15 protein-coding genes are annotated in these 19,643 nt (G+C 64.8%); 8 read left to right on the forward strand and 7 right to left on the reverse strand.

What is annotated here, in order from left to right; translation table 11 throughout:
* The first annotated feature begins 64 nt into the window (after positions 1-64).
* The 4 genes from EU800_RS01515 to EU800_RS01530 all read left to right on the forward strand — a co-directional run bounded on the left by EU800_RS01515 (position 65) and on the right by EU800_RS01530 (position 7,953).
* On the forward strand, positions 65-403 hold the full coding sequence (locus EU800_RS01515) for a RidA family protein (RefSeq protein WP_129627797.1): 339 nt from the start codon (positions 65-67) through the stop codon (positions 401-403).
* Positions 404-585: 182 nt separating this feature from the next.
* Complete coding sequence (locus tag EU800_RS01520; protein WP_242500353.1) at positions 586-2,313, forward strand: ShlB/FhaC/HecB family hemolysin secretion/activation protein; 1,728 nt, start codon at positions 586-588, stop codon at positions 2,311-2,313.
* A gap of 4 nt (positions 2,314-2,317) precedes the next feature.
* Positions 2,318-5,995: a filamentous hemagglutinin N-terminal domain-containing protein gene (locus EU800_RS01525; protein WP_165354526.1), complete on the forward strand. Its 3,678-nt coding sequence runs from the start codon at positions 2,318-2,320 to the stop codon at positions 5,993-5,995.
* A 23-nt stretch (positions 5,996-6,018) separates the two neighbouring features.
* Positions 6,019-7,953, forward strand: a complete 1,935-nt coding sequence (locus EU800_RS01530) for a caspase family protein (protein ID WP_129627803.1) — start codon at positions 6,019-6,021, stop codon at positions 7,951-7,953.
* A gap of 113 nt (positions 7,954-8,066) precedes the next feature.
* Here the strand turns inward: EU800_RS01530 and EU800_RS01535 are convergent, their stop codons facing one another.
* From EU800_RS01535 to EU800_RS01560, 6 genes are all read right to left on the reverse strand, one after another.
* The gene (locus tag EU800_RS01535; RefSeq protein WP_129627806.1) at positions 8,067-8,840 is read right to left on the reverse strand and encodes an L-iditol 2-dehydrogenase; all 774 of its coding nucleotides are present in this window, start codon (positions 8,838-8,840) and stop codon (positions 8,067-8,069) included.
* Positions 8,841-8,919: 79 nt separating this feature from the next.
* The gene (locus EU800_RS01540) at positions 8,920-9,936 is read right to left on the reverse strand and encodes an aldose epimerase family protein (RefSeq protein WP_129627809.1); all 1,017 of its coding nucleotides are present in this window, start codon (positions 9,934-9,936) and stop codon (positions 8,920-8,922) included.
* Positions 9,937-9,997: 61 nt separating this feature from the next.
* Positions 9,998-10,954, reverse strand: coding sequence for a sugar kinase (locus tag EU800_RS01545; RefSeq protein WP_129627812.1), 957 nt, complete (start codon positions 10,952-10,954; stop codon positions 9,998-10,000).
* An 81-nt stretch (positions 10,955-11,035) separates the two neighbouring features.
* A complete protein-coding gene (locus tag EU800_RS01550) occupies positions 11,036-11,815 on the reverse strand; it encodes an ATP-binding cassette domain-containing protein (RefSeq protein WP_165354527.1) in 780 nt (259 codons plus the stop codon).
* Between the two features lie 64 nt (positions 11,816-11,879).
* Positions 11,880-12,821, reverse strand: coding sequence for an ABC transporter substrate-binding protein (locus EU800_RS01555; protein ID WP_129627815.1), 942 nt, complete (start codon positions 12,819-12,821; stop codon positions 11,880-11,882).
* Between the two features lie 52 nt (positions 12,822-12,873).
* Positions 12,874-13,893 carry an ABC transporter permease gene (locus tag EU800_RS01560; protein WP_242500355.1) on the reverse strand — a complete coding sequence of 340 codons (1,020 nt, stop codon included), beginning with the start codon at positions 13,891-13,893 and terminating at the stop codon, positions 12,874-12,876.
* A gap of 373 nt (positions 13,894-14,266) precedes the next feature.
* On the opposite strand from EU800_RS01560, the gene EU800_RS01565 reads away from it, so the two are divergent.
* The 4 genes from EU800_RS01565 (at position 14,267) to EU800_RS01580 (ending at position 18,400) form a co-directional block, all read left to right on the forward strand.
* Positions 14,267-15,436, forward strand: a complete 1,170-nt coding sequence (locus tag EU800_RS01565; RefSeq protein WP_129627817.1) for an iron-containing alcohol dehydrogenase — start codon at positions 14,267-14,269, stop codon at positions 15,434-15,436.
* Between the two features lie 86 nt (positions 15,437-15,522).
* Positions 15,523-16,773, forward strand: coding sequence for a class II D-tagatose-bisphosphate aldolase, non-catalytic subunit (locus tag EU800_RS01570; protein WP_129627819.1), 1,251 nt, complete (start codon positions 15,523-15,525; stop codon positions 16,771-16,773).
* Positions 16,774-16,797: 24 nt separating this feature from the next.
* A complete protein-coding gene (fucU, locus tag EU800_RS01575; protein WP_129627821.1) occupies positions 16,798-17,232 on the forward strand; it encodes an L-fucose mutarotase in 435 nt (144 codons plus the stop codon).
* Positions 17,233-17,329: 97 nt separating this feature from the next.
* A complete protein-coding gene (locus tag EU800_RS01580) occupies positions 17,330-18,400 on the forward strand; it encodes a LacI family DNA-binding transcriptional regulator (protein WP_129627823.1) in 1,071 nt (356 codons plus the stop codon).
* 93 nt (positions 18,401-18,493) lie between these two features.
* Here the strand turns inward: EU800_RS01580 and EU800_RS01585 are convergent, their stop codons facing one another.
* Entirely contained in the window at positions 18,494-19,591 is a 1,098-nt protein-coding gene (locus EU800_RS01585; RefSeq protein ID WP_242500357.1) for a LacI family DNA-binding transcriptional regulator, read from the reverse strand.
* Between the last annotated feature and the right edge of the window lie 52 nt (positions 19,592-19,643).

The following is a 19,643-nucleotide window of genomic DNA, read 5'->3' on the forward strand; positions in this document are numbered from 1 at the left end:
TGTCCGGCCGTCTGTCGGGCAGGAACCACATCGAACGAAAACCCTTCACGAAGGAAGACACAGGATGATCGAACGTATCGAACCCGGCAAGCGGATGAGCAAGGTCGTCAAGCACAATGGCGTGGCCTATCTCTGTGGCCAGGTCGGCGCCGGCGAGACCGTCGCTGAACAAACCCGCGATTGCCTGGCGCGCGTCGACGCGCTTCTCGCCGAAGCAGGTTCGTCCCGGGAGCAGATCCTCCAGGCGATCATCTGGCTTGCGGACATGGACGACTTCGCCGAGATGAACAGCGTCTGGGACGCCTGGACGCCCGAAGGCCATGCGCCGGCGCGGGCTTGCGGTGAGGCCCGGCTTGCTGGACCCGAATACCGGGTCGAGGTCATCATTACCGCGGCCTGCTGAGCGCGGATCGGGTAAGGGTCTGCCCGGACGTTTGTGCGAAAAGCATCGGGAATGCCCCTTCAGGGGCGGCAGCCTGTGAGAAATTTCCAACATCTGCCGCTTCCCGTTGTACAATCCGGTGCGTCGCCCTAACCAGCACGCTCCGGATTGTGGCAAACTCGAGAGAGTAGCGACACGCATAGATGGAATCGACACGTCCGATGCACAACCTTCGAGCCCTCTCTCCGATCGTCGCCCTCGTTCTTCTGGAAGGCCTGCGGACCGCCCCTGCCCTGGCTCAGAGCGCGGCAAATCTCGTTCCCTCCACCTTTGAGCCGCAGACCCAACGCTCTGTTGGGACCGTCCGGGTCGCGCGCGATCCGGGCGCACCGGTCCCGGCGGGCGCCGAGCGGTTGCAGGTCACTGTCGGCGATGTCCGGATCGAAGGCGGTCTGCCGCAGATGGCCGCCGCGAATGCGGCCTTTGAACAAAGCCTGTCCGGCAAGCGCGTGAAGGTCTCCGACATCTTCCAGGCGACCAGCGCGCTCGAAACCGAGTATACGAGCGCCGGCTATGTTCTCAGCCGGGTAGTCCTGCCGCAGCAGACCCTGCGTGACGGCGGCACCCTGCGCATCGTGATCATCGACGGCTTTGTCGAGAGCATCGATTCCAAACTCGTCCCCGAACAGGCGCGCGACCGCGTGGTTGCCATCACGCGCCCGCTCATCGGCCAGCGCAGCGTTCGCCTCCATGAGATCGAGCGTTCCCTGCTTCTGGCCGGCGATACGTTCGGGCTGCGGCTGGCGTCGACGCTGTCACCCGGACAAGGCACCGGCGGTACGGTGCTGACGCTGGACGGCGAGTTTCGGGAAGTCACCGGGTTCTACGGCTTCGACAACACGCTGTCGGACGAACTCGGCCCGCTCAACCTGAGTTTCGGAGCCGAGATCAACGGCGCGCTCAAGATGGGAGAAACCTTCTACTTCCGCGCGGGCGGATCTCCGGTGGACTATTTTGCGGAGGACGCGCGATACCGGTATCTTGCGGCCGGCGCCGTCTTCCCGGTCGGCACCAGCGGGCTGACCTTCAACGTCGAAGGCACCTGGAGCAACTCGACGCCGGACGTGGAGGTCTTCCCCAACCAGAGCAGTTTCGAGCGCCTGTCCTTCCGGCTCTACTACCCGTGGGTGCGGTCGCGTCAGTTCAACCTGTCGTCACAGCTCATCCTGGACCGGGTCAACGATTCGCAGGATCTGACCGGCCCGGTGGAGTTTCCGATCTACGAAGACGATCTCAGCGTCCTGCGTGCAACCCTGATCGGGAGCTGGAACTTCGAGGACGGGTCCTACCTGCAGACGAGCGCGATCCTGTCGCAAGGGCTCGACGCGTTCGGAGCGAGCGCGGATATCGGTTTCGGCGACACGCCGCTGTCGCGGGACGGCGCGAGCGCAGTCTTCACCAAGCTCGTGCTCGGAGCCCAGTACGAGCGTCCCTTTGCGGACAACTGGCTGTTTGCGGTCAATGGCCGGATCCAGGACAGCTTTGGCGAACCGCTGGTGACCTCGGAACAGATGACCATCGCCAATGTCAACGAATTGTCGACCTTCGACGCGGGAGATATCCGCGGCGACGATGGCTGGGTCGTGCGGTCCGAGATCGGCCGGACCCAGGATGTCAATCTTTTCGGAGTCCCGCTGCTGAGCAATCTCTATGCATTCGGTGCATATGGAGAGGTGGGCATCGTGAAGCCGACCGCGGTCGAGCAAGACGTCGTAAAGGCTTATTCCTACGGGATCGGCGCCGACCTGCTGACAATCGAGGACTCGCCCTACAGGTCAGGGTCCCTGCGGGTGGAATACGGGAGAGGGGAACGCGATGATCTCCAACCGGACGGAAATCGTTTCACAATCGTCGCCAATCGCAGGTTCTAGGCGGATGACCCGACCTCTTTCAATCTTCGGATCCCTGACCGCCCTGCTCTGGGCAACCACGGCGCTGGCCCAGTCCCTGCCGACCGGCGGCACGGTGGCTGCCGGCAGCGCGACGATCTCCCAGCCAAGCGCCACGCAGATGGCGGTCAACCAGGCGTCCGACAAGGCGATCGTCAACTGGGACGGCTTCTCGGTCGGAGCGGACGCGCGCCTTGACTTCAATCAGCCGTCGTCAGGCAGCGTGATCCTGAACCGCGTGACCGGGTCGACGACCAGCGAAATCCACGGGCAACTGAACGCCAACGGGCAGGTTCACCTCGTCAACCCCAACGGCATCTATATCGGTCCGACCGGCCATGTCAGCGCCGCGGGATTTGTCGCCTCGACTCTCGCCATCTCCAACGAGGATTTCCTGAACGGCGCGCTGCGCTATGGCGGAAGCGGCAACTCCGGCGCGGTCGAGAATGCCGGCACGATCTCCATCGTCCCCGGCGGATATGCAGCGTTGATCGGCGGCCGCGTGAGCAATTCGGGCGTGATCCGGGTGCCGCTCGGCAAGGTCGGGCTCGGCGCCGGCGAACAGGTGACGCTCGACGTCTCCGGTGACGGCTTCCTGCAGGTTGCGGTTCCCTCTGACGGCGACAACGCCGCGATGGACGCCCTGGTCTCCAATTCCGGTCGCATCGAGGCCGATGGCGGGATCGTGCATCTGAAAGCGGCCAGCGCCCGCGACGCTGCCCGCCGCGTGGTCAACATGTCCGGTGTCATCGAGGCGCGGTCCGTCGGCGGCGTCTCCGGTGCGGTCGTTCTCGGCGGCAGCGGTGGCGCGGTGCGGGTGTCCGGAAAGATCGACACATCGGCACAGGTCACGCTTGTCGAAAGCTCGCCCCGTCCGGCTGCACGGCCCGAGACCGGCGGTTCGATCACCATCACCGGCGAGGCCATCCAGCTTGCCGGCGCTACGCTCGACGCCAGCGGCGCCGGTGCCGGCAGCGGCGGCTCCATCCGGGTCGGCGGCGATTATCAAGGCAGCGGCGACCTTCAGCGCGCCTCGATCACAAGTGTGGATGCAGACACCCGGATCGTCTCCGATGGCGGTGTCGAGGGCGACGGCGGCACGGTCATCGTCTGGTCCGACGATTACACCCAGTTCGCGGGAGGTATTTCGGCGCGAGGGGGAGACGTGGCTGGTAACGGCGGCCTCGTGGAAGTGTCCGGCAAGGCGCTGCTTTCCTTCACCGGGCTGGTGGATACTCTTGCGCCACAAGGCGAGACGGGCACGTTGCTGCTCGATCCGTTCGACATAACGATCGTCGACTCCGGTGCAGAATCCGACTTCTGGGTCGACGAGTTCCCCGCGGGCTTCGAGACGTGGTTCATGCAGACGGAAGGCTCTGTCCTTCTTGCGTCGACAATCGAGACCGCGCTCGCGACGACCAACGTGGAAATCACCACGGAAGACAACGAGTTCACCGGCGACGACGTGGGCAATATCGTCCTGAACGCAGCGCTGGACTGGATGTCCGGCAACACGCTGGCGCTGCGCGCCGACAACAACATCACCCTCAACCGGGCGATCAACGCGCCCAATGGCGGGCTGATCCTGACGGCGTTGGGCGGCGTCGGAACAATCGCCGCGAACGCGGCCGTCAACGTCGCGGACTTCTATATCACTGACGGGTTCTGGCAGCAGGTCTCGGCCACCCTGCCCGGCTTCTCCGCGACGGATTTCGCCATCGATTTCGACGCCGACTTTCTCCGCGCCCTGGGCGGCGACGGATCGGCCGGCAGCCCCTATCGCCTCACCGACATCTACGGCGTGCAGGGCATGGGCGGGCCGAACCTATTCGACCAGAATTTCACGCTTGCCAACGACATCAACGCCTCCGGGACCACGGGATGGAACGGCGGCGCGGGCTTCGTTCCGGTCGGTTTCGACGGCACGCTGAACGGAAACCGCCACGCGATCGACGGGCTGTTCATCGATGGGAGTTTGGTCGATGGATTCGTCTTCGGCGGCTTGTTCAGCTTGATCTACGGAACGGTCCAGGACCTGTCGATCACCAATGCCAACGTGTCGACCGATTTCGGCGGGATCCTCGCCGGCGACAACTCCGGGGAGGTGAGCGGTGTCATGACCTCCGGCTCCTATCTTGCCTACGAAGGCACCGGGGGCGGGCTTGTCGGCTACAACTATGGTGACATCTACCAGAGCTACTCGACCGCCGACGTTTCTGTAAGGGTGACCGAGGGGAGCTTTGTCGAAGCCGGCGGCCTTGTCGCCGTCAACTACGGGTTGATCGAGCAGTCGAACAGCAGCGGTTCGGTCGACGCCATCGTCAACGGAACTGTCTATGCAGGCGGATTGGTCGGCCGGAACTTCGGCGATATCGAGGACGCCTATTCATTGTCGAATGTTTCGGCAACGAACTTCGCAACGAGTGACCTGACGGTCCTGGGCGGACTCGTGGGCTCGAACGACAATGACTTTGAAGGAGGCGTCGGGTTCATCGCGAGAACCTTCTCCACCGGAACGCTCACCACGTCCGGAGGCGCCCCGGAGTCCGTGGGCGGGCTGATTGGCGAGAATGACGGGTTCGTGGAAGATTCCTTCTGGGATTTCCAAAGCTCGGGCCGGAGCACAAGCGCAGGCCCGGAGGAGCCGCTGTCCACGAACCAGCTTCAGGACACGCAGTTCATGTATGACCTCGCCATCGAGCGGGGCTGGATTTCCGAAGCCGACACCGACATCTGGGCCCCCGGAGGCGGCGGTTTCTACCCGGCGCTCATGGCGACCTCGCCGGTGGTCTTCGCGATTCCGAACAACATCACCGTGCAGCAAAGCGACGTGCCGACGGCCTCGACCACCGGCGTCGTCTATGGCGGCCCGTCGGTCTATCGGTTCTATCCTGCCCCCGACAGCCTCAACACCTCGCCGATCTTCGCCAGCCTCAGCTTCGCCAGCGACGCGGTCGGAACGACACCTTTCTCGGTTGACACGAGCGGCCTTACGAGCGCCAACGGGCGGCCCTACCGGGTGGTGGCGCTCGAGGGAACGGCAACAATCACGCCAGATCCGGTCGTGCCGCCTGTCGTGCCGCCCGTCGACGAGCCAATCATCGAGGTGCCGCCGCTGCCGAATATCGAGATCACCCCGACGATCGACACCACGATCAGCGGCGGCGGGACGGTCGTCACCGACGTGGCGCGGGCCCGCGCCGCCCTGCTGTCGCTGGAGGACGCCGGCACGAGCTACGAGGAACGCTTCACGGACTGCGCCTCCCAGGGTGAGGATGTCAGCCAGTATCTTTCCTGCCTGGCGGATGCCACGGAAGATTACGCCGACGACCTCGAGACCCTCGCGGAGACCTTGCCGCCCGGACTGGACAGGATTTCCGACATCGTGCGCGATGCGAGCGCCGGCATCCGCGAGGTCGGTGCGAATGCGGAGCGCCGCCTCTCGCTCGCGACGACCGTCGAGGAGCGCGCCGCGATTCGGCGTGAGGCCGGCCTCCAGGCCCGGAATGTCCTTCGCCAGGCTCAGCAGGAGATCCGCAAGGAAATTGCCCTGATCCGCGCAACGGACCCCGAACTTGCCAGCGTGCAGCGTCAGCAGATAGAAACGGTCATGGCGACCGTGGAGAAGGCAGAGATCAGCCTGTCCCGCGCCATCGGTCTTTGATCGTCTGCAGGGGAGACCCGCCCGTGTTCGTGTTGCGCCTTCTCGCGCCTCTGGTCGCCTTGACCCTGGCCGCCTCAATGGCGCTGGCCGAGACGCGCACCGCGCTCGTCATCGGCAATTCCGACTACGAGGCCGTGAGCCCGCTCGACAACCCGGTCAACGACGCCTCGGACCTCGCGATCGCCCTTGAGGGCCTCGGCTTCAACGTGTTCCTCGGCCTCGACCTGACGCGGGACAGGATGCGTGAGATGGCCCGCGATTTCGGTGACGCGGCCGAGGAGGCCGACGTCGCCCTGCTGTTCTATGCCGGGCACGGATTTCAGGTCAGCGGGCGGAACTACCTCGTGCCGGTGGATGCCAGCATCCAGTCTTCCACGGATGTCTCGGAGCAGACGGTGGCGATGGACGAGATCGTCGGCGAGATGGAGCGCTCGGACGGTATCCGTCTGGTGATCCTCGACGCCTGCCGGGACAACCCGTTCGAAGCGACCGGCATCGATGTCGGCGGCGAGGGGCTGGCACGGGTCGGGAGCGATGCCAATTTCCTCTTCGCCTATGCGACCCAGCCCGACAATGTCGCCTATGACGGATCGGGGCGGAACAGCTTCTTCACCGAGGCGCTGCTCAGCCACATCTACACGCCCGGACAGGACATCTCGGATCTGATGATCTCCGTCCGGAAGGATGTTTTGGCGGCAACCGGCGGGCGCCAGGTTCCCTGGGACAATTCCTCGCTCACGCGGCAGTTCCGCTTCGACAACAGCCCGATGACCGCGTCCGAGGACACGCTTCTGTGGCAGGTCGCGGCCAAGGCGCAGGAGCCCGCGCTGATGAACCTCTACCTCGACCGCTACCCCGAAGGCGCCCATGCGGCCGAAGTCCTTGCCTTTCTCGACAGCACCGGGGGTGCGACGACGGCGACGCGCTCGCTCTCCGAAGAGGAGAGCGACGCGGAAGCGGCGCGGATCTGGGCGCTGGCGCAGCGCAGCCGCCTCCGCCCATTGCTCGAGTATTACCTCGAGAACTTCCCCGACGGCGCCAATGTCGATCAGGCCAGACGGCTGATCCAGTCGATCCCGGACCCCGAGAGCAGCACGCCCGCCGGCATCTGCAAGCGGCTGACGACGCATCCGCGCGACGAGACCGCCAGCCTCCCCGGTGTTCCGTTCAAACGCCTGCAGGAAAACGCGGTGACCGCTATCCAGGCGTGCAGCGCCGCGGTGGCGCAGTCGCCGGACGTGACGCATTACAAGGCACTGCTTGCCCGCGCGACGATCGCCGCGGGGGATATCGACCGTGCTGTGACGCTCTACCGCCAGGCCGCCGACGGTGGCGATCTGCGCGCACTGGTCTCGCTGGCGCAGCTCTACGAAAGCGGCACCGGGGTGCCGCAGGACCCGGAAAAGGCGCTGGAACTTTACGAACGCGCGGCCGAGGGCGGAAGCTTCGACGCGATGATCAACCTGGCCGTCACCCTGTTCCAGGCCCGCGGGGACGCCCGCGACAAGGACCGGGCGATCGCGCTCCTGCAGAAAGCGGCCGCCGGCGGGTCAGCCAAGGCGACATACAATCTCGGCGTTCTGGCGCAGGATGGCGTTGTCGGGGATCCGTCTGAGGCGCTTGGGTATTTCGAGAAGGCCGCGCGGGGCGGCGAACACCAGGGATACCTCGCAGCGGCAATCCTGCTGGACGAAGGACGCGGCACCGAACGCAACCCCGCACAGGCGGCCAGAATGCTCCTTCTTGGCGCCGCGGAGGATGACGGGAGCGTTATCGACCAGTTGACGGCGAATGCGGGCCAGTGGTCCACGGCCACGATGAAGGAGGTCCAGACCCTGCTTCAGAAGGTCGACTACTATACCGGGAAGATCGATGGCGTGCCGGGCCCGAACTTCAGCTTCGCGCTACATCAGTGGCGCAGGGGCGGCTTCGATCCCGAGGTCCTCTCCGTGAACTGAATCTCGTTGCAAAAGAGCGTGACCCATAAGGGCTTGCTGAACTGAAAGTGATCTGCCGGCATGGGCGCCTGCGATTTCGGCGCCCATGCTCGTGCCGCTGAATCAGAGCGGCCTCAGCTCATCCACTGGCCGCCATCGACGTTGTAGGTCTGCGAGACGATGTAGTCGGCCTCTTCGGTCGCGAGGAAGATCGCCATGCCGCACAGATCCTGCGCTGTGCCCATGCGGCCAAAGGGAACGCCCAAGCCGACTTCCTTCTTCTTCTGGCCCGGCGCCTTGTTCTCGTATTTCGCAAAGAAGGCGTCCACACCGTCCCAGTGCTCGCCATCGACGACGCCAGGCGAGATCGCGTTGACGTTGATGCCGTGCTTGATCAGGTCGAGTCCGGCGGATTGCGTCAGGCTGATCATCGCCGCCTTCGAGGCACAATAGACGGCGACCAGGGCTTCGCCGCGGCGGCCGGCCTGGCTGGCCATGTTGATGATCTTGCCGCCCTTGCCACGGGCGATCATCTTTTTCGCCACCGCTTGCAGGGTGAAGAGCGCGCCGGTGAAATTGACCGCCCAAACCCGTTCGTAGTCGGCGCGATCGATCTCGACGATCGGCCCGGCAACGAAGAGCGCGGCGTTGTTGATCAGGATGTCGATGCCGCCGAGCGCCTCTTCTGCGGCGTCCACCGCGGCGTCAATGCTGTCCTGCTTCGTGACATCCATCTCGATGGCAACGCAGGCCTCGCCAAGTTCGGCCGCGGTCTCGCGGGCGCGGTCGATATTGATGTCGCCGATGGCGACCCGCGCGCCCTCGCGGATATAGGCCTCGGCAAAAGCCCGGCCGATGCCGCGGGCCGCGCCAGTGATGAGGGCTGTCTTGCCTTCCAAACGTTTCATTCGAACGAACCTCCTGATTGGCCTTCCGGCCAGGGCTTGCATGCGCGGGCGGCCAGTCCGCCCGCTGTTTCACCAGGCGTCAGAGCGCCTGAAACCGGTATTCGCAGGTGTTGCGATAGATCTCGCCGGGGCGCAGCACCGGCGAAGGGAAATGGCGGTTGTTGACGGCATCGCAGAAGCCGGCGGCCTCCAGGCAAAGCGCCCTGCCCGGACCATGGGTCTGACCGTCGGGGCCGGCGCCCTCCGGCAGCCCGGCGCCGGTATAGAACAGCAATCCCGGCTGGTCCGTCGCCACAACCATCTCCATGTCGCGCTGCGGCGAGCAGAGGCGCGCGACCGGCTCAACGACGCCGCGTGCCCCGCGCAGGGCGAAGTTGATCTCGTAATCGGCACCGATCGGGCGCAGGGTGCGGAAATCGTATCGCGTGCCGTCGACCCGGAGGGTCTCGCCGGTCGGGATCTGATTGGATTCGGCGGGGGTGTAGAAGTCGGCCGCCACTTCCAGCAGGTGGTCCGCCGCAGTCGCCCCGCTGTCCAGCGCGAAATAGCTGTGATTGGTCATGTTCAGAAGCGTCGGCGCGTCGGTCTTCCCTTCGATCTCCATCCTCAGGGTGCCAGCTTCGGTCAGGCTGTAGCGGCACGTCACTGTAACTTCACCGGGATAGCCTTCATCGCCGTCCGGAGACACGATCCGCAGCAGAACGGAGCTGTCGTCGGCCTCCAGCACGTCCCAGTTGCGGCGGGTGAACCCTCGCACGCCACCATGCAGATGCACGTCGCCCGGCCCGTTCACGGGAAGCTCGTACTCCTTGCCGTCAAGCGAGAACCGACCATGCGCAATACGGTTGCAGCACCGCCCGACAACCGTTCCCAGATAGGGCGCGTTTTCCGCGTAGTCCGCGACGTCGGCATAGCCGAGCACAACCTGGCGCGCGTCGCCGGCGCCTGTCGGGATCCGCAGGTCCCGCAGGACGGCGCCCCAGGAGAGAATAGAGGCGCGGGCGCCGCTGGCCGTGGTCAGGATGATCTCCTGAACGTCTTCATTTCCCAGCCGGTGCGTGCGGCGGGACAGGAGGGACTTCGAGTCGTGTGTCATCTGGGATCTTCCGTTCGGGTTTCGCTGAGGCGGCCATTGCGCCGCCCGGACCGGCACGCGGTCAGATTGGAGCGCCCGCCTCTGTCAGCCGGTCGAGGAAGGCGTCGATCTCGGCACGGGTCGACGTGCCTTCCATGGGTCCCTTCCGCGTGACCGCAAGCGCGCCCGCGGCCGCGGCCAGGCGTAGCGCTGCTTCGGGTGGCTCGCCCCGCAGCCACGCGGTGACGAAAGCGCCGCCGAAACTGTCTCCCGCCCCGGTCGGGTCAACTTCCTCGACGGGAAAGGCCGCCTGGTCGAAACGGCGGTCGGCATCGACATAGCTTGCGCCCCGGGCGCCGCGCTTCAGGACCACCGCCCGGACACCCCGCTCGAGCAGTTCGGCCAGCGCCGCCTCCTCGCCATCGGCAGTCGTCAACAGGCTGACTTCGTCGCCGCTCGGCAGGAACAGGTCCGTTTTCTCGAGGATCGCTCGCATCGCCTCCCGCATGCCAGGCAGATCGAGCATTTCCTTGCGCAGGTTCGGATCGAAACTCACGGTTCCACCCTTTGCCTTGATCCGGTCGACCGCATCGAGCGTGAGCGAGATCGTGGCCTCGCAGAACAGAGCCGAGCCCATCACATGCAGGCAATCAGCGCTCTCCAGCAGAGCATTGACGTCCGGGGACGGACCGACCCGGCCGTTCGCGCTATGCTTGATGTTGAATACGAAATCCCGGTTGCCGTCTTCGCGATAGCGGACGAAGGCACTGCCCGTGGCAGCCTCCGGGTCGATGCGGATGGCCGAAACGTCGACGCCATCCGCGGCGAGCCTCTCGATGTTGAGCCGGCCGAAATCGTCGTTGCCGACGCAGCTGATGATGCCGCAGGGATGGCCGAGCCGGGCCACCTGGTCGACGAAAATCGCCGGCGCACCGGACGGAAAGGGCCCCCGCAGCGTCAGCGGTTCGCGAAACCCGATCCCGCGCTCCATGGCCATGATCTCGACCACGATTTCGCCTATGGTGACGACTTTCTTCATTCCGGAGGCCCTCCTTGCGAACCTCGTTTCTTATGCCGGTCCGACCGCCCTGCCCGGGCGACCATCGGTGCGCGGGCCGGTCTAGCGCTGTCGCGGCTCCCAGTCATCCGGCAGCGCGCCCTTGATGATGAGGCTCAGGACATCGTCCTTGGTGACATCCCGGATCGGATGCATGCCGACATTCACCCCGCGGCTCATGACCATGATCCGGTCGCAGAGATCAAAAACGTCGTTCATGTCATGGCTGACAAGGAAGATGCCGATGCCCTCGTCGCGCAGCTTGAGCGTCAGGTCGGCGACCATGGCCGTCTCGGACGGACCGAGCGCGGCCGTCGGCTCGTCCATGATCAGGACGCGCGCATCGAAATAGAGCGCGCGGGCTATCGCGATTGCCTGTCGCTGCCCCCCCGAGAGGCTCGAGACCGGGTCGCCGAGATTCTTGAAGTTCGGATTGAGCCGTGCGAGCACCTCCTGCGCCTCGCTCAGCATCTTCTTGTCGTCGAGATTGCCGAAGGCGGTCTTCAACTCCCGGCCCAGGAACAGGTTGGCCGGCGCATCGAGATGGTCGGCCAGAGCCAGGGTCTGATAGATCGTCTCGATGCCGTAGTCGCGCGCGTCGGACGGGCTGTGGATATCGGCCTCCTGCCCCCGCACCCGGATCTTGCCCGCGTTCGGCATCATCGCGCCCGACAGGATGCGCATCAGGCAGGATTTCCCGGCGCCGTTATGCCCGAGCACGCCGACGACCTCGCCGGGGTAGAGATCGACCGAAACGTCGTCCACGGCACATACGCCGCCGAAATGCTTCTCGATGTTGATCATCTCGACGAGTGGGCCGTCACTCAGGGTCTGATCGAGCATCCGCTGGCTCCTGCGATCGATAGGGGGTGAGGCGGCAGGGGATCCCGCCGCCTCGCGCCACGTGTCAGTAAAGGACGTTCATGACCTCTTCGGAGTCGATGTTGTCCTTTGTCGCAAGGACCACACCGGTGTCGATAAACTCGTCTACCTTCTTGCCTGCGAGAAGGTCCATCACCGCCTGGACGCCCATCTCGCCCATCTGGAAGGACCCCTGAACCGCGGTTGCCGCGAGGGTGCCGTCCTTGACGAAGTCCTGAAGGTCGGCATTGCCGTCAAAGCCGATCGCCACGATCTGCCCGGCCTTGCCGGCTTGGACGATGGCGCGCGCCATGCCAACCGCGGTCGGTTCGTTGGCGCCGTAGATGCCCACGAGGTCCGGGTTTGCGGCCAGGACGTCCGTGGTCTGGTTCAGCGCCGTCGCCATCTGGGCCTGGCTGTAGAGCGGATCGAGCAGCTCGATATCCGAGTTCGCCTCGATATATTCCTGGAAGCAGCCCACACGGCCGATCTCAGATCCGACGCCGGGGACATAGGACATGATGGCAACCTTGCCCTTGCCACCGGTCTCTTCGATCATCTTCTGCGCGACGAGCTTGCCGGCGGCGCAGTTGTCGGTCGACAGGAAGGACTGGAACGTCCCCGCGGCCGCTTCGCTGATGCCCGAGTCGATCAGAACGACGGGAATCCCGGACTCGTAGGCGCGCTTGACGGCGGGCACGAGGGCTTCCGGATCCGACGGGGCCAGAACGATACCGGCGACGCCGCGGTTCACCGCATTGTCGACCATGTTCACCTGCTCGGCGATCTGGGTTTCGGCGGCCGGACCGTTGAAGGTCATCTCGTGTTCGCTGACACCTTCCATGGCGGCCGATGCGCCCTTGTTCACGTTCTGCCAGAAGTTGGAGTTGGTGGTCTTGACGATCACCGCGATCTCGCCGGCCGACGCCGCGAACGGTGCCAGCGCCAGGATGCCGGCGGTCAGCGCGGTGCTGAGAAACTTGGTCATGATGGTCTCCTCCTTGTTCATGATCCCAGTCGTTCGTTTTCCTGTCCGGCGCTCAGCGCCGGTTTCGCATCTGATCGACATAGACCGCCAGGATGACGACGAAGCCGATCACGATCTGCTGGATGAAGGCCGAGACGCCGGCCATGTTGAGCCCGTTGCGGAGCACGCCGATGATGAAGGCGCCGATCATGGTGCCGCTGATCGTGCCCACCCCGCCCATCAGGGAGGCGCCGCCGATGACCGCCGACGCGATCGCGTCGAGCTCGTACATCACGCCTTCGTTCGGCTGCGCGGTGACCAGGCGCGACATCAGGACGTTGCCGCCGAGCCCGGCAAGGGCACCCGACATGGTGTAGGCCACCATCTTGGTCCGGTCGACATTCACCCCGGCGAGGTGCGCCGCCTCCTCGTTCGATCCGACGGCATAGATGTGGCGGCCGATGGCGCGGCGACGCAGCAGATAGGCCGCCGCGACGGCCACGATGGCAAGCAGTACCACGGGATAGGGAATGCCCGGGAACACCACCTTCGGGAACCCGTTGGCCTGCATTTCTACTACGCGGAAGAACGAGCCGTTGCCAAGGATGCCGAAGGCCTCGCCGAGCCGCGAGATCGGCGCCGCCCCGGTGAGTTGAAGTGCCGTTCCGCGCGCGATCAGCATCATGCCGAGCGTGGCGACGAAAGGCGTGATGCGCATCTTGGTGATGACGAACCCGTTGAACAGGCCGCACGCCGCCCCTACCAGCACGCCGCAGAGCATCGCCGGCACGACCGGGACCCCTGCCTTGACCAGGAGGCCGGTCGTCGTGCCGGACAGAGCAAGGACGGACCCCACCGACAGGTCAATGCCGCCAGTGATGATGACCAGGGTCATCCCGATTCCCATCAGGCCGATCACCGAGGTCTGAAGCAGCACGGTCAGGCCGTTGTTGACTGACAGGAACGCCTTGTTCCCGAAAGAGAAGATGAGGATCAGGATGAGCAGCGTCAGGAGGGCCGACATCTTGTGGATCGTGCCGGCAGAAATCTGCAGACGCGGCTTTCCGCTGGTGCCCTTCCCTGTCGCGATCACGTGATTCCTCCCTCGCCGGATCGTCGGACTTTGCAGAGGATCAAAAGCCCGACAGCGGATCAGAGTCAAGCTAAAACGTATCAGTGAAACGTTTTAGCTTGACCGATTTCCGGCCTTCATGATACGCCCCAGATTGGTTCAAGGGCTTTGAAACGCCCGAACATGCCGATGAGGCGACAAAAATGCAGCCCAATTGCACGTGTCTGCAGATGACCACCAAACGCGCCGTTCCCGGCACCACCCCAGCGGCGAATGCGCCCTGTCCGGCGCAAGTCCGCCCACGAACCGGGCCTGCATTCGGGCCTCAGCACCAAACCCCTCTCCCGCCACCGGGCCGCCCCGACGACGGACATCCGAAGCACGAGGATTGCCAATGAAAAGCTTCAACTACTATCAGCCGACGCGACTTGTCTTCGGCTCGGGCCGCCGCGTCGAGGCCGGCAGCCACGCAAGGGACATGGCCGACAGCACGCTCTTCGTCGTTGATCCCGTCCTGCTGGAGGTCTGCCCGGACAAGGTTGACGACGTTCGCACGTCACTCGCCGAGGCCGGCATCCGCGTGGTGGAGTTCACAAACGTCATTCCGAACCCGACGCTCGACGCCATCCAGCGCGGCGCCGACGTGGCGCGGGCCGAAGGCGTCCAATCGGTTCTCGGGATGGGCGGCGGCAGTGCCATCGATACTGCCAAGGCGATCGCCGTTGCCGCGACGCATCCCGGAACGGCCTGGGACTACCTTTATTTCAAGACGCCACCGACCTCGGCCACGCTGCCGATCATGGCGATTTCCACGACCTCCGGCACCGGCACGCAGACCTCCAAGGTTTCCGTCTTCACCAACACGGAAGAGAACTGCAAATCGGCGATGTGGAACGACAACCTGCTGTGCCGCGTGGCGATCATCGACCCGGAGCTGATGCTGAGCCTGCCCGCTCACGTGACGGCCGCCACCGGGTTCGACATCTTCACCCACACGTTCGAAAGCTACATCAACCGAAACGCGTCCGAGGCCGTCGACTCGATCGCGCTCGATTCTATCACGCGCGTTCTGCGCTCGCTGCCGGTGGCGGTGACCAACGGATCGAACCTCGCCGCGCGCGAGGACCTCGCCTGGGCCGACACCCTCGCCGGCCAGTGCCTCGCCAATGTCGGCACCACCCTGCCCCACGCGGCCGGCCAGCCGATCAGCGGACATTTCCACCATGTCAGCCATGGCCAGTCCCTTGCCGTGATCTACCCGGCATTCGCCGAGTTCACCTGGCGCGGCAACGTGCCGAAATTCGCCCGCGTCGCGCGGATGTTCAATCCCGCCCTGTCCTCGGCCACCGACGTAGTCGCGGCGGCCTCCTTCCAGGGCGAGGTCGAACGCTTCCTGAAGCAGATCGGCCTTTTCTGTCATCTGGACGATTTCGGCATCGCGCCGGACGACATCCCGTCGATCCTGAAACATGCGATGGAGTTCCCGGACAGCCAGGGCAATCCTGTCGTGCCGACCGAAGAGGACATGCGCCAGATCTACATGAAGAGCTTCCGCGCGGCCTGAACAGCCGGCGGGAACACCGGGCAGGACCGACTGTCGGCGCCCCGCCGGATCGATCCGACCGCATGGGAGACAAGAACGGAGATGACATGACATCCCTCGCGCTCTTTCGCGACATCCTGCAACGCAACCGCGCCGGCAAGGGCGGCGGCGTGACATCGGTCTGTTCGGCGCACCCGTTGGTGCTGCGGGCGTTGTTTCGCTCCGCCCGGGCGCGCGACACGGTCGCCCTGGTGGAATCGACCTCCAATCAGGTCGACCAGTTCGGCGGCTATACCGGCATGCGACCCGTGGATTTCGTGAAGCTCGTCCACGAGATGGCCGACGCCGAGGGGTTCCCGCGCGAGCGCATCCTGCTTGGGGGCGATCATCTCGGCCCGAACACATGGCGCGGCGAAGGCGCCGAGGCCGCCATGGAGAAGACGCGCGACCTTGTCCGGGCCTACGTGACGGCCGGCTACCGCAAGATCCATCTCGACGCGTCTTTCGTCTGCTCCGGCGACCCGACGCCATTGACCAACGAGATCGTCGCCGAACGCGCGGCCGAGATGGCGAAGGTTGCGGAAAGCTGTTGGGACGACACCCCTCCCCTCTACGTCATCGGCACCGAGGTGCCGACGCCGGGCGGCGCGCTCGACGCCGAAGAGATGCATGTCACCCGTCCGGCGGACGTCCAAAAGACGCTGGCCGCCTTCCGTGACGCGTTTTCCCGCCATGGCCTCGACGCCGCGTGGGAGCGGGTCGTGGGCCTTGTCGTCCAGCCCGGGGTGGAATTCGGCGATGCCATGGTCGAGGACTATGCCGGCGCGCCGGAGCTTTCAGGCGCCATTCTGGACTATCCGGGCATGGTTTATGAGGCGCATTCGACGGATTACCAGTCGCCCGAGAACCTGAGCCGTCTGGTCGAGGATCACTTCTGCATCCTCAAGGTCGGACCCTGGCTGACCTGGGCGCTGCGCGAAGGTTTGATAGCGCTCGAACTGATCGAGACGGAGCTTTCTCCCGACGAGCCGTCCAGGTTCCGCGAGGTGCTGACGACCGCCATGAAGGACGGTCCGCGATACTGGGCGCAGTATTACACCGGCGAGCAATCCCAGATCGATTTCAAGTTGATCTACAGCTATTCGGACAGGGCACGATACTACCTACCGCGCCCGGATGTCACGGCGGCCATCGATCGGCTGATGCGGAACCTGTCCGCAGGCATCCCGGAGGGTCTGGTCAGCCAGCACCTGCCCATGCAGTATCGCGCCCTTCGCTCCGGGAAACTGGATCCCACCCCGGTCAACCTGTTGATTTCACGCGTCTGCGACGTGGTGGATGTCTATCTCGACGCCTGAGCCATACCGGAAAGGAAACCGAAAATGCTTCGTGGAATTTCTCCCCTCCTGTCACCGGACCTGCTGGCCGGGCTGTGCCGGATGGGACATGGCGACGAAATCGTGCTCGCAGACGCCCATTTCCCGGCCGAGACCGTCAACCGCCGCGTGATCCGGGCGGACGGGCTGGGCGTTGCCGACCTGATCGGGGCAATCCTGCCGCTCTTCGTGCTGGACAGCTACGTTCCCGATCCGATCGTGATGATGGCCGCGGCCGAGGGCGATACGCTGGACCCCGCCGTTCTGAACCGCTTCCGGAGGGCGATCGAGGCGCATGCCCCCGACGCGCCGGAGACGTCTTTCATCGACCGTTTCGCGTTCTATGATCGCGCACGATCCGCCTGGGCCGTCGTTCAGACCGGAGAAACAGCGAAATACGGGAACATCATCCTGAAAAAGGGCGTCACGCCGGCGGAGTGATGCGGAATGGCCCGCCTTCCGCGCCGGAGCCTGCGCGACCGCAACCCGAAAACCGAATGGAGAGTCCGACAAAGTGGTGAAGCCAAAGGACGAACAGATGCCGAAACGAAAGGCCAAGAGACCCGGCCCCAAACCGGCGTCGATCCGGGGGATTGCCCAGCTCACCGGATTTTCCAACACGACGGTCAGCCTCGTCCTGAACGGTCGCTCCAGCGACTTCAACATCACGAAAGAGACCCGAGACCTGATCCTGGCCAAGGCCAAGGAGCTCAACTACCAGCCGAACATTCATGCGCGCAACCTGCGCAGCGGGCACAGCAACATTCTCGGCCTGATGGTTCCGACCCTCCACAACCGGTTTTTCGGGGAGCTTGCGGAGACCTTCGAGGCGTTGGCGCGCGCCTCCGGCAAGCTCGCGCTCATCCATGTCACGCGCTACGATCCGGCCGAGGAAGCCGCCGCGATCCGGTTCTTCCTCTCCCAGAACGCCGAATGCGTCTTCGTGGCCAACCCCATGGCAGCGGACGAGATCGCGACCCTGTTCGAGGGCAGCCACACCCGGCAGGTCTATATCGACGCCACTGTCGAGGGCCAGACGACGGTGAGCACCGACAACTTCGCGGCCGCGCGGGAACTGACCCGGGCGATCATCGAATCGATGGCGATGGACGGACGCTCCGGCGAGATTTGCTTCTTCGGTGGAATGCCGGATCACCAGGTGACAGGGCAACGGATCCGCGGGTTTCGGGCGGCGCTGGAGGAGGCCGGGCTCGCCTTTTCCGAGGAGCAGGTGATCTGGTCTCACTTCAGCATCGAGGCGTGCTACGAGTCCGTCAGAACCTACCTGCAGGCCCATCCGGCGCCGGGCGGGATGTTCGTCAATTCGATCATCGCCATGGAAGGCATCACGCGATACCTGCTGGAAGACTATGAGACATGTCATTCCATGCATTACGGCGTGTTCGACATCCTGCCCTATCTGAGCTTGCTCACCGATCTGAAGATCTTCGGCGTCGACCAGGATTCCCAGAAAATCATGGAGACGGCGTTCGATCTTTACAGCACCGGCGAGCCGCCCGAAGGCGGAATCTCCGTCCACGTTCCGCACAGAATGGTTCTGGCCAAGAAAACCGCCGCCCGCCCGGTGGATGGCAAGGCGGCTTCGTGATCGGGACGTCGCGCTCGCGTGACGGGCGCTCCCCCTGGCAACAGGCAAAACCCGATACCGCCAAGGATCGTCCGTAACAAGTCCGGCGCAGGGCTAATCCCTTCCAGTGGCAAGGACACACACCGATCCGCGCCTGTTGTCCCGCACCGGCAGCTTTTCGCGCCGTGGCGGCCCGTCGAATCCGCCGATCCGCTCGATCAGCATCCGCGCGGCCGCCTCGCCCATCTTGCGGCGCGGCTGACCGATGGAATCGATTCCCGGCCCGATGAAGCTCATCCAGTCCAGGTCGTCGAACGCGACCAGCGAGATATCGTCGGGAATCCGCAACCCGCGCTCGAAGATCGCCATCATCGTCCCTTCCGTCATCAGGCCGTCGGCCGTGAAGAGAACAGACGGGCCGTCAGGATGCCCGAGCAGGCGCAGCACCGTCGCCTTGGTGTCCTCGGTCGAGTAGCTGTTGACCCGCGCGATCAGCGACAGGTCCAGCGGCAGGTCGCAGGCGTCATGCGCGCGCACATAGCCCATGAAGCGCTGCCAACTGGGATAGATCGCACCAATCCCGTCCGGGTTGGTGCGGACCATTCTCACGAAGCTCTCGATGTCCGTCCAGGGACCGAACTGAAGCTCGGCAACCATGCCGATACGCCGGTGCCCTTCCGCGATGAGGCGGCGCACGCAGGCTTCCGCCGCCGCCACGCTGTCGACGCCGACGCTGTCGACGTCGAGATCCGCAACCTGCCGGTCAATCAGAACCATCGGCGTCGTCTGCACAAGCTTGCGCAGATGAGCGGCCTCCTCGACATCGCAGGGCGACAGGATCACCCCGTCGACCTGCTTTTCCGAGAGCAGCCGGATCGACTCCATCTCGCCCTCGACAGTCTCGTCGCTGTTGGTGATCAGCAGGCCGAACCCCTTTGGCTCGAGAACGTCGGAAACGCCCCGAAGAATCTTCGCAAAAAACGGGCTCTGAATGTCACCGGCGACGAAGCCGATCGTGCGGGTGCGCCCGGTGATGAGGCTGCGCGCGAGCTGGTTCGGGCGGTATCCGAGATCCTCGGCCGCCTTCAGGACGAGATCCCGCTTTTCCCCGCTGCTGTAGCCGTATCCGCCAAGCACGCGCCCGGCAGTGGCGGTGCTGACCCCTGCCCGCCGCGCGACGTCGGCGATTGTCGCCTGTCGTTTCGTGACCACGATGCCGCCCTCCGACGTCTCCTGATTCCGGTCGTCTCGTCCGCCAGTCGAC

This window comes from Tropicimonas sp. IMCC6043, assembly GCF_004146235.1.
In the GTDB taxonomy this organism is placed as follows: domain Bacteria; phylum Pseudomonadota; class Alphaproteobacteria; order Rhodobacterales; family Rhodobacteraceae; genus Tropicimonas.

Excerpts from the sequence above, each read along its gene's own strand:
- EU800_RS01545 (WP_129627812.1), bottom strand. The coding sequence starts at position 10,954 with ATGAAGAAAGTCGTCACCATAGGCGAAATCGTGGTCGAGATCATGGCC.
- EU800_RS01515 (WP_129627797.1), top strand. The coding sequence starts at position 65 with ATGATCGAACGTATCGAACCCGGCAAGCGGATGAGCAAGGTCGTCAAG.
- fucU (WP_129627821.1), top strand. The coding sequence starts at position 16,798 with ATGCTTCGTGGAATTTCTCCCCTCCTGTCACCGGACCTGCTGGCCGGG.
- EU800_RS01535 (WP_129627806.1), bottom strand. The coding sequence starts at position 8,840 with ATGAAACGTTTGGAAGGCAAGACAGCCCTCATCACTGGCGCGGCCCGC.
- EU800_RS01525 (WP_165354526.1), top strand. The coding sequence starts at position 2,318 with ATGACCCGACCTCTTTCAATCTTCGGATCCCTGACCGCCCTGCTCTGG.
- EU800_RS01520 (WP_242500353.1), top strand. The coding sequence starts at position 586 with ATGGAATCGACACGTCCGATGCACAACCTTCGAGCCCTCTCTCCGATC.
- EU800_RS01565 (WP_129627817.1), top strand. The coding sequence starts at position 14,267 with ATGAAAAGCTTCAACTACTATCAGCCGACGCGACTTGTCTTCGGCTCG.
- EU800_RS01555 (WP_129627815.1), bottom strand. The coding sequence starts at position 12,821 with ATGACCAAGTTTCTCAGCACCGCGCTGACCGCCGGCATCCTGGCGCTG.
- EU800_RS01550 (WP_165354527.1), bottom strand. The coding sequence starts at position 11,815 with ATGCTCGATCAGACCCTGAGTGACGGCCCACTCGTCGAGATGATCAAC.
- EU800_RS01570 (WP_129627819.1), top strand. The coding sequence starts at position 15,523 with ATGACATCCCTCGCGCTCTTTCGCGACATCCTGCAACGCAACCGCGCC.
- EU800_RS01580 (WP_129627823.1), top strand. The coding sequence starts at position 17,330 with ATGCCGAAACGAAAGGCCAAGAGACCCGGCCCCAAACCGGCGTCGATC.
- EU800_RS01540 (WP_129627809.1), bottom strand. The coding sequence starts at position 9,936 with ATGACACACGACTCGAAGTCCCTCCTGTCCCGCCGCACGCACCGGCTG.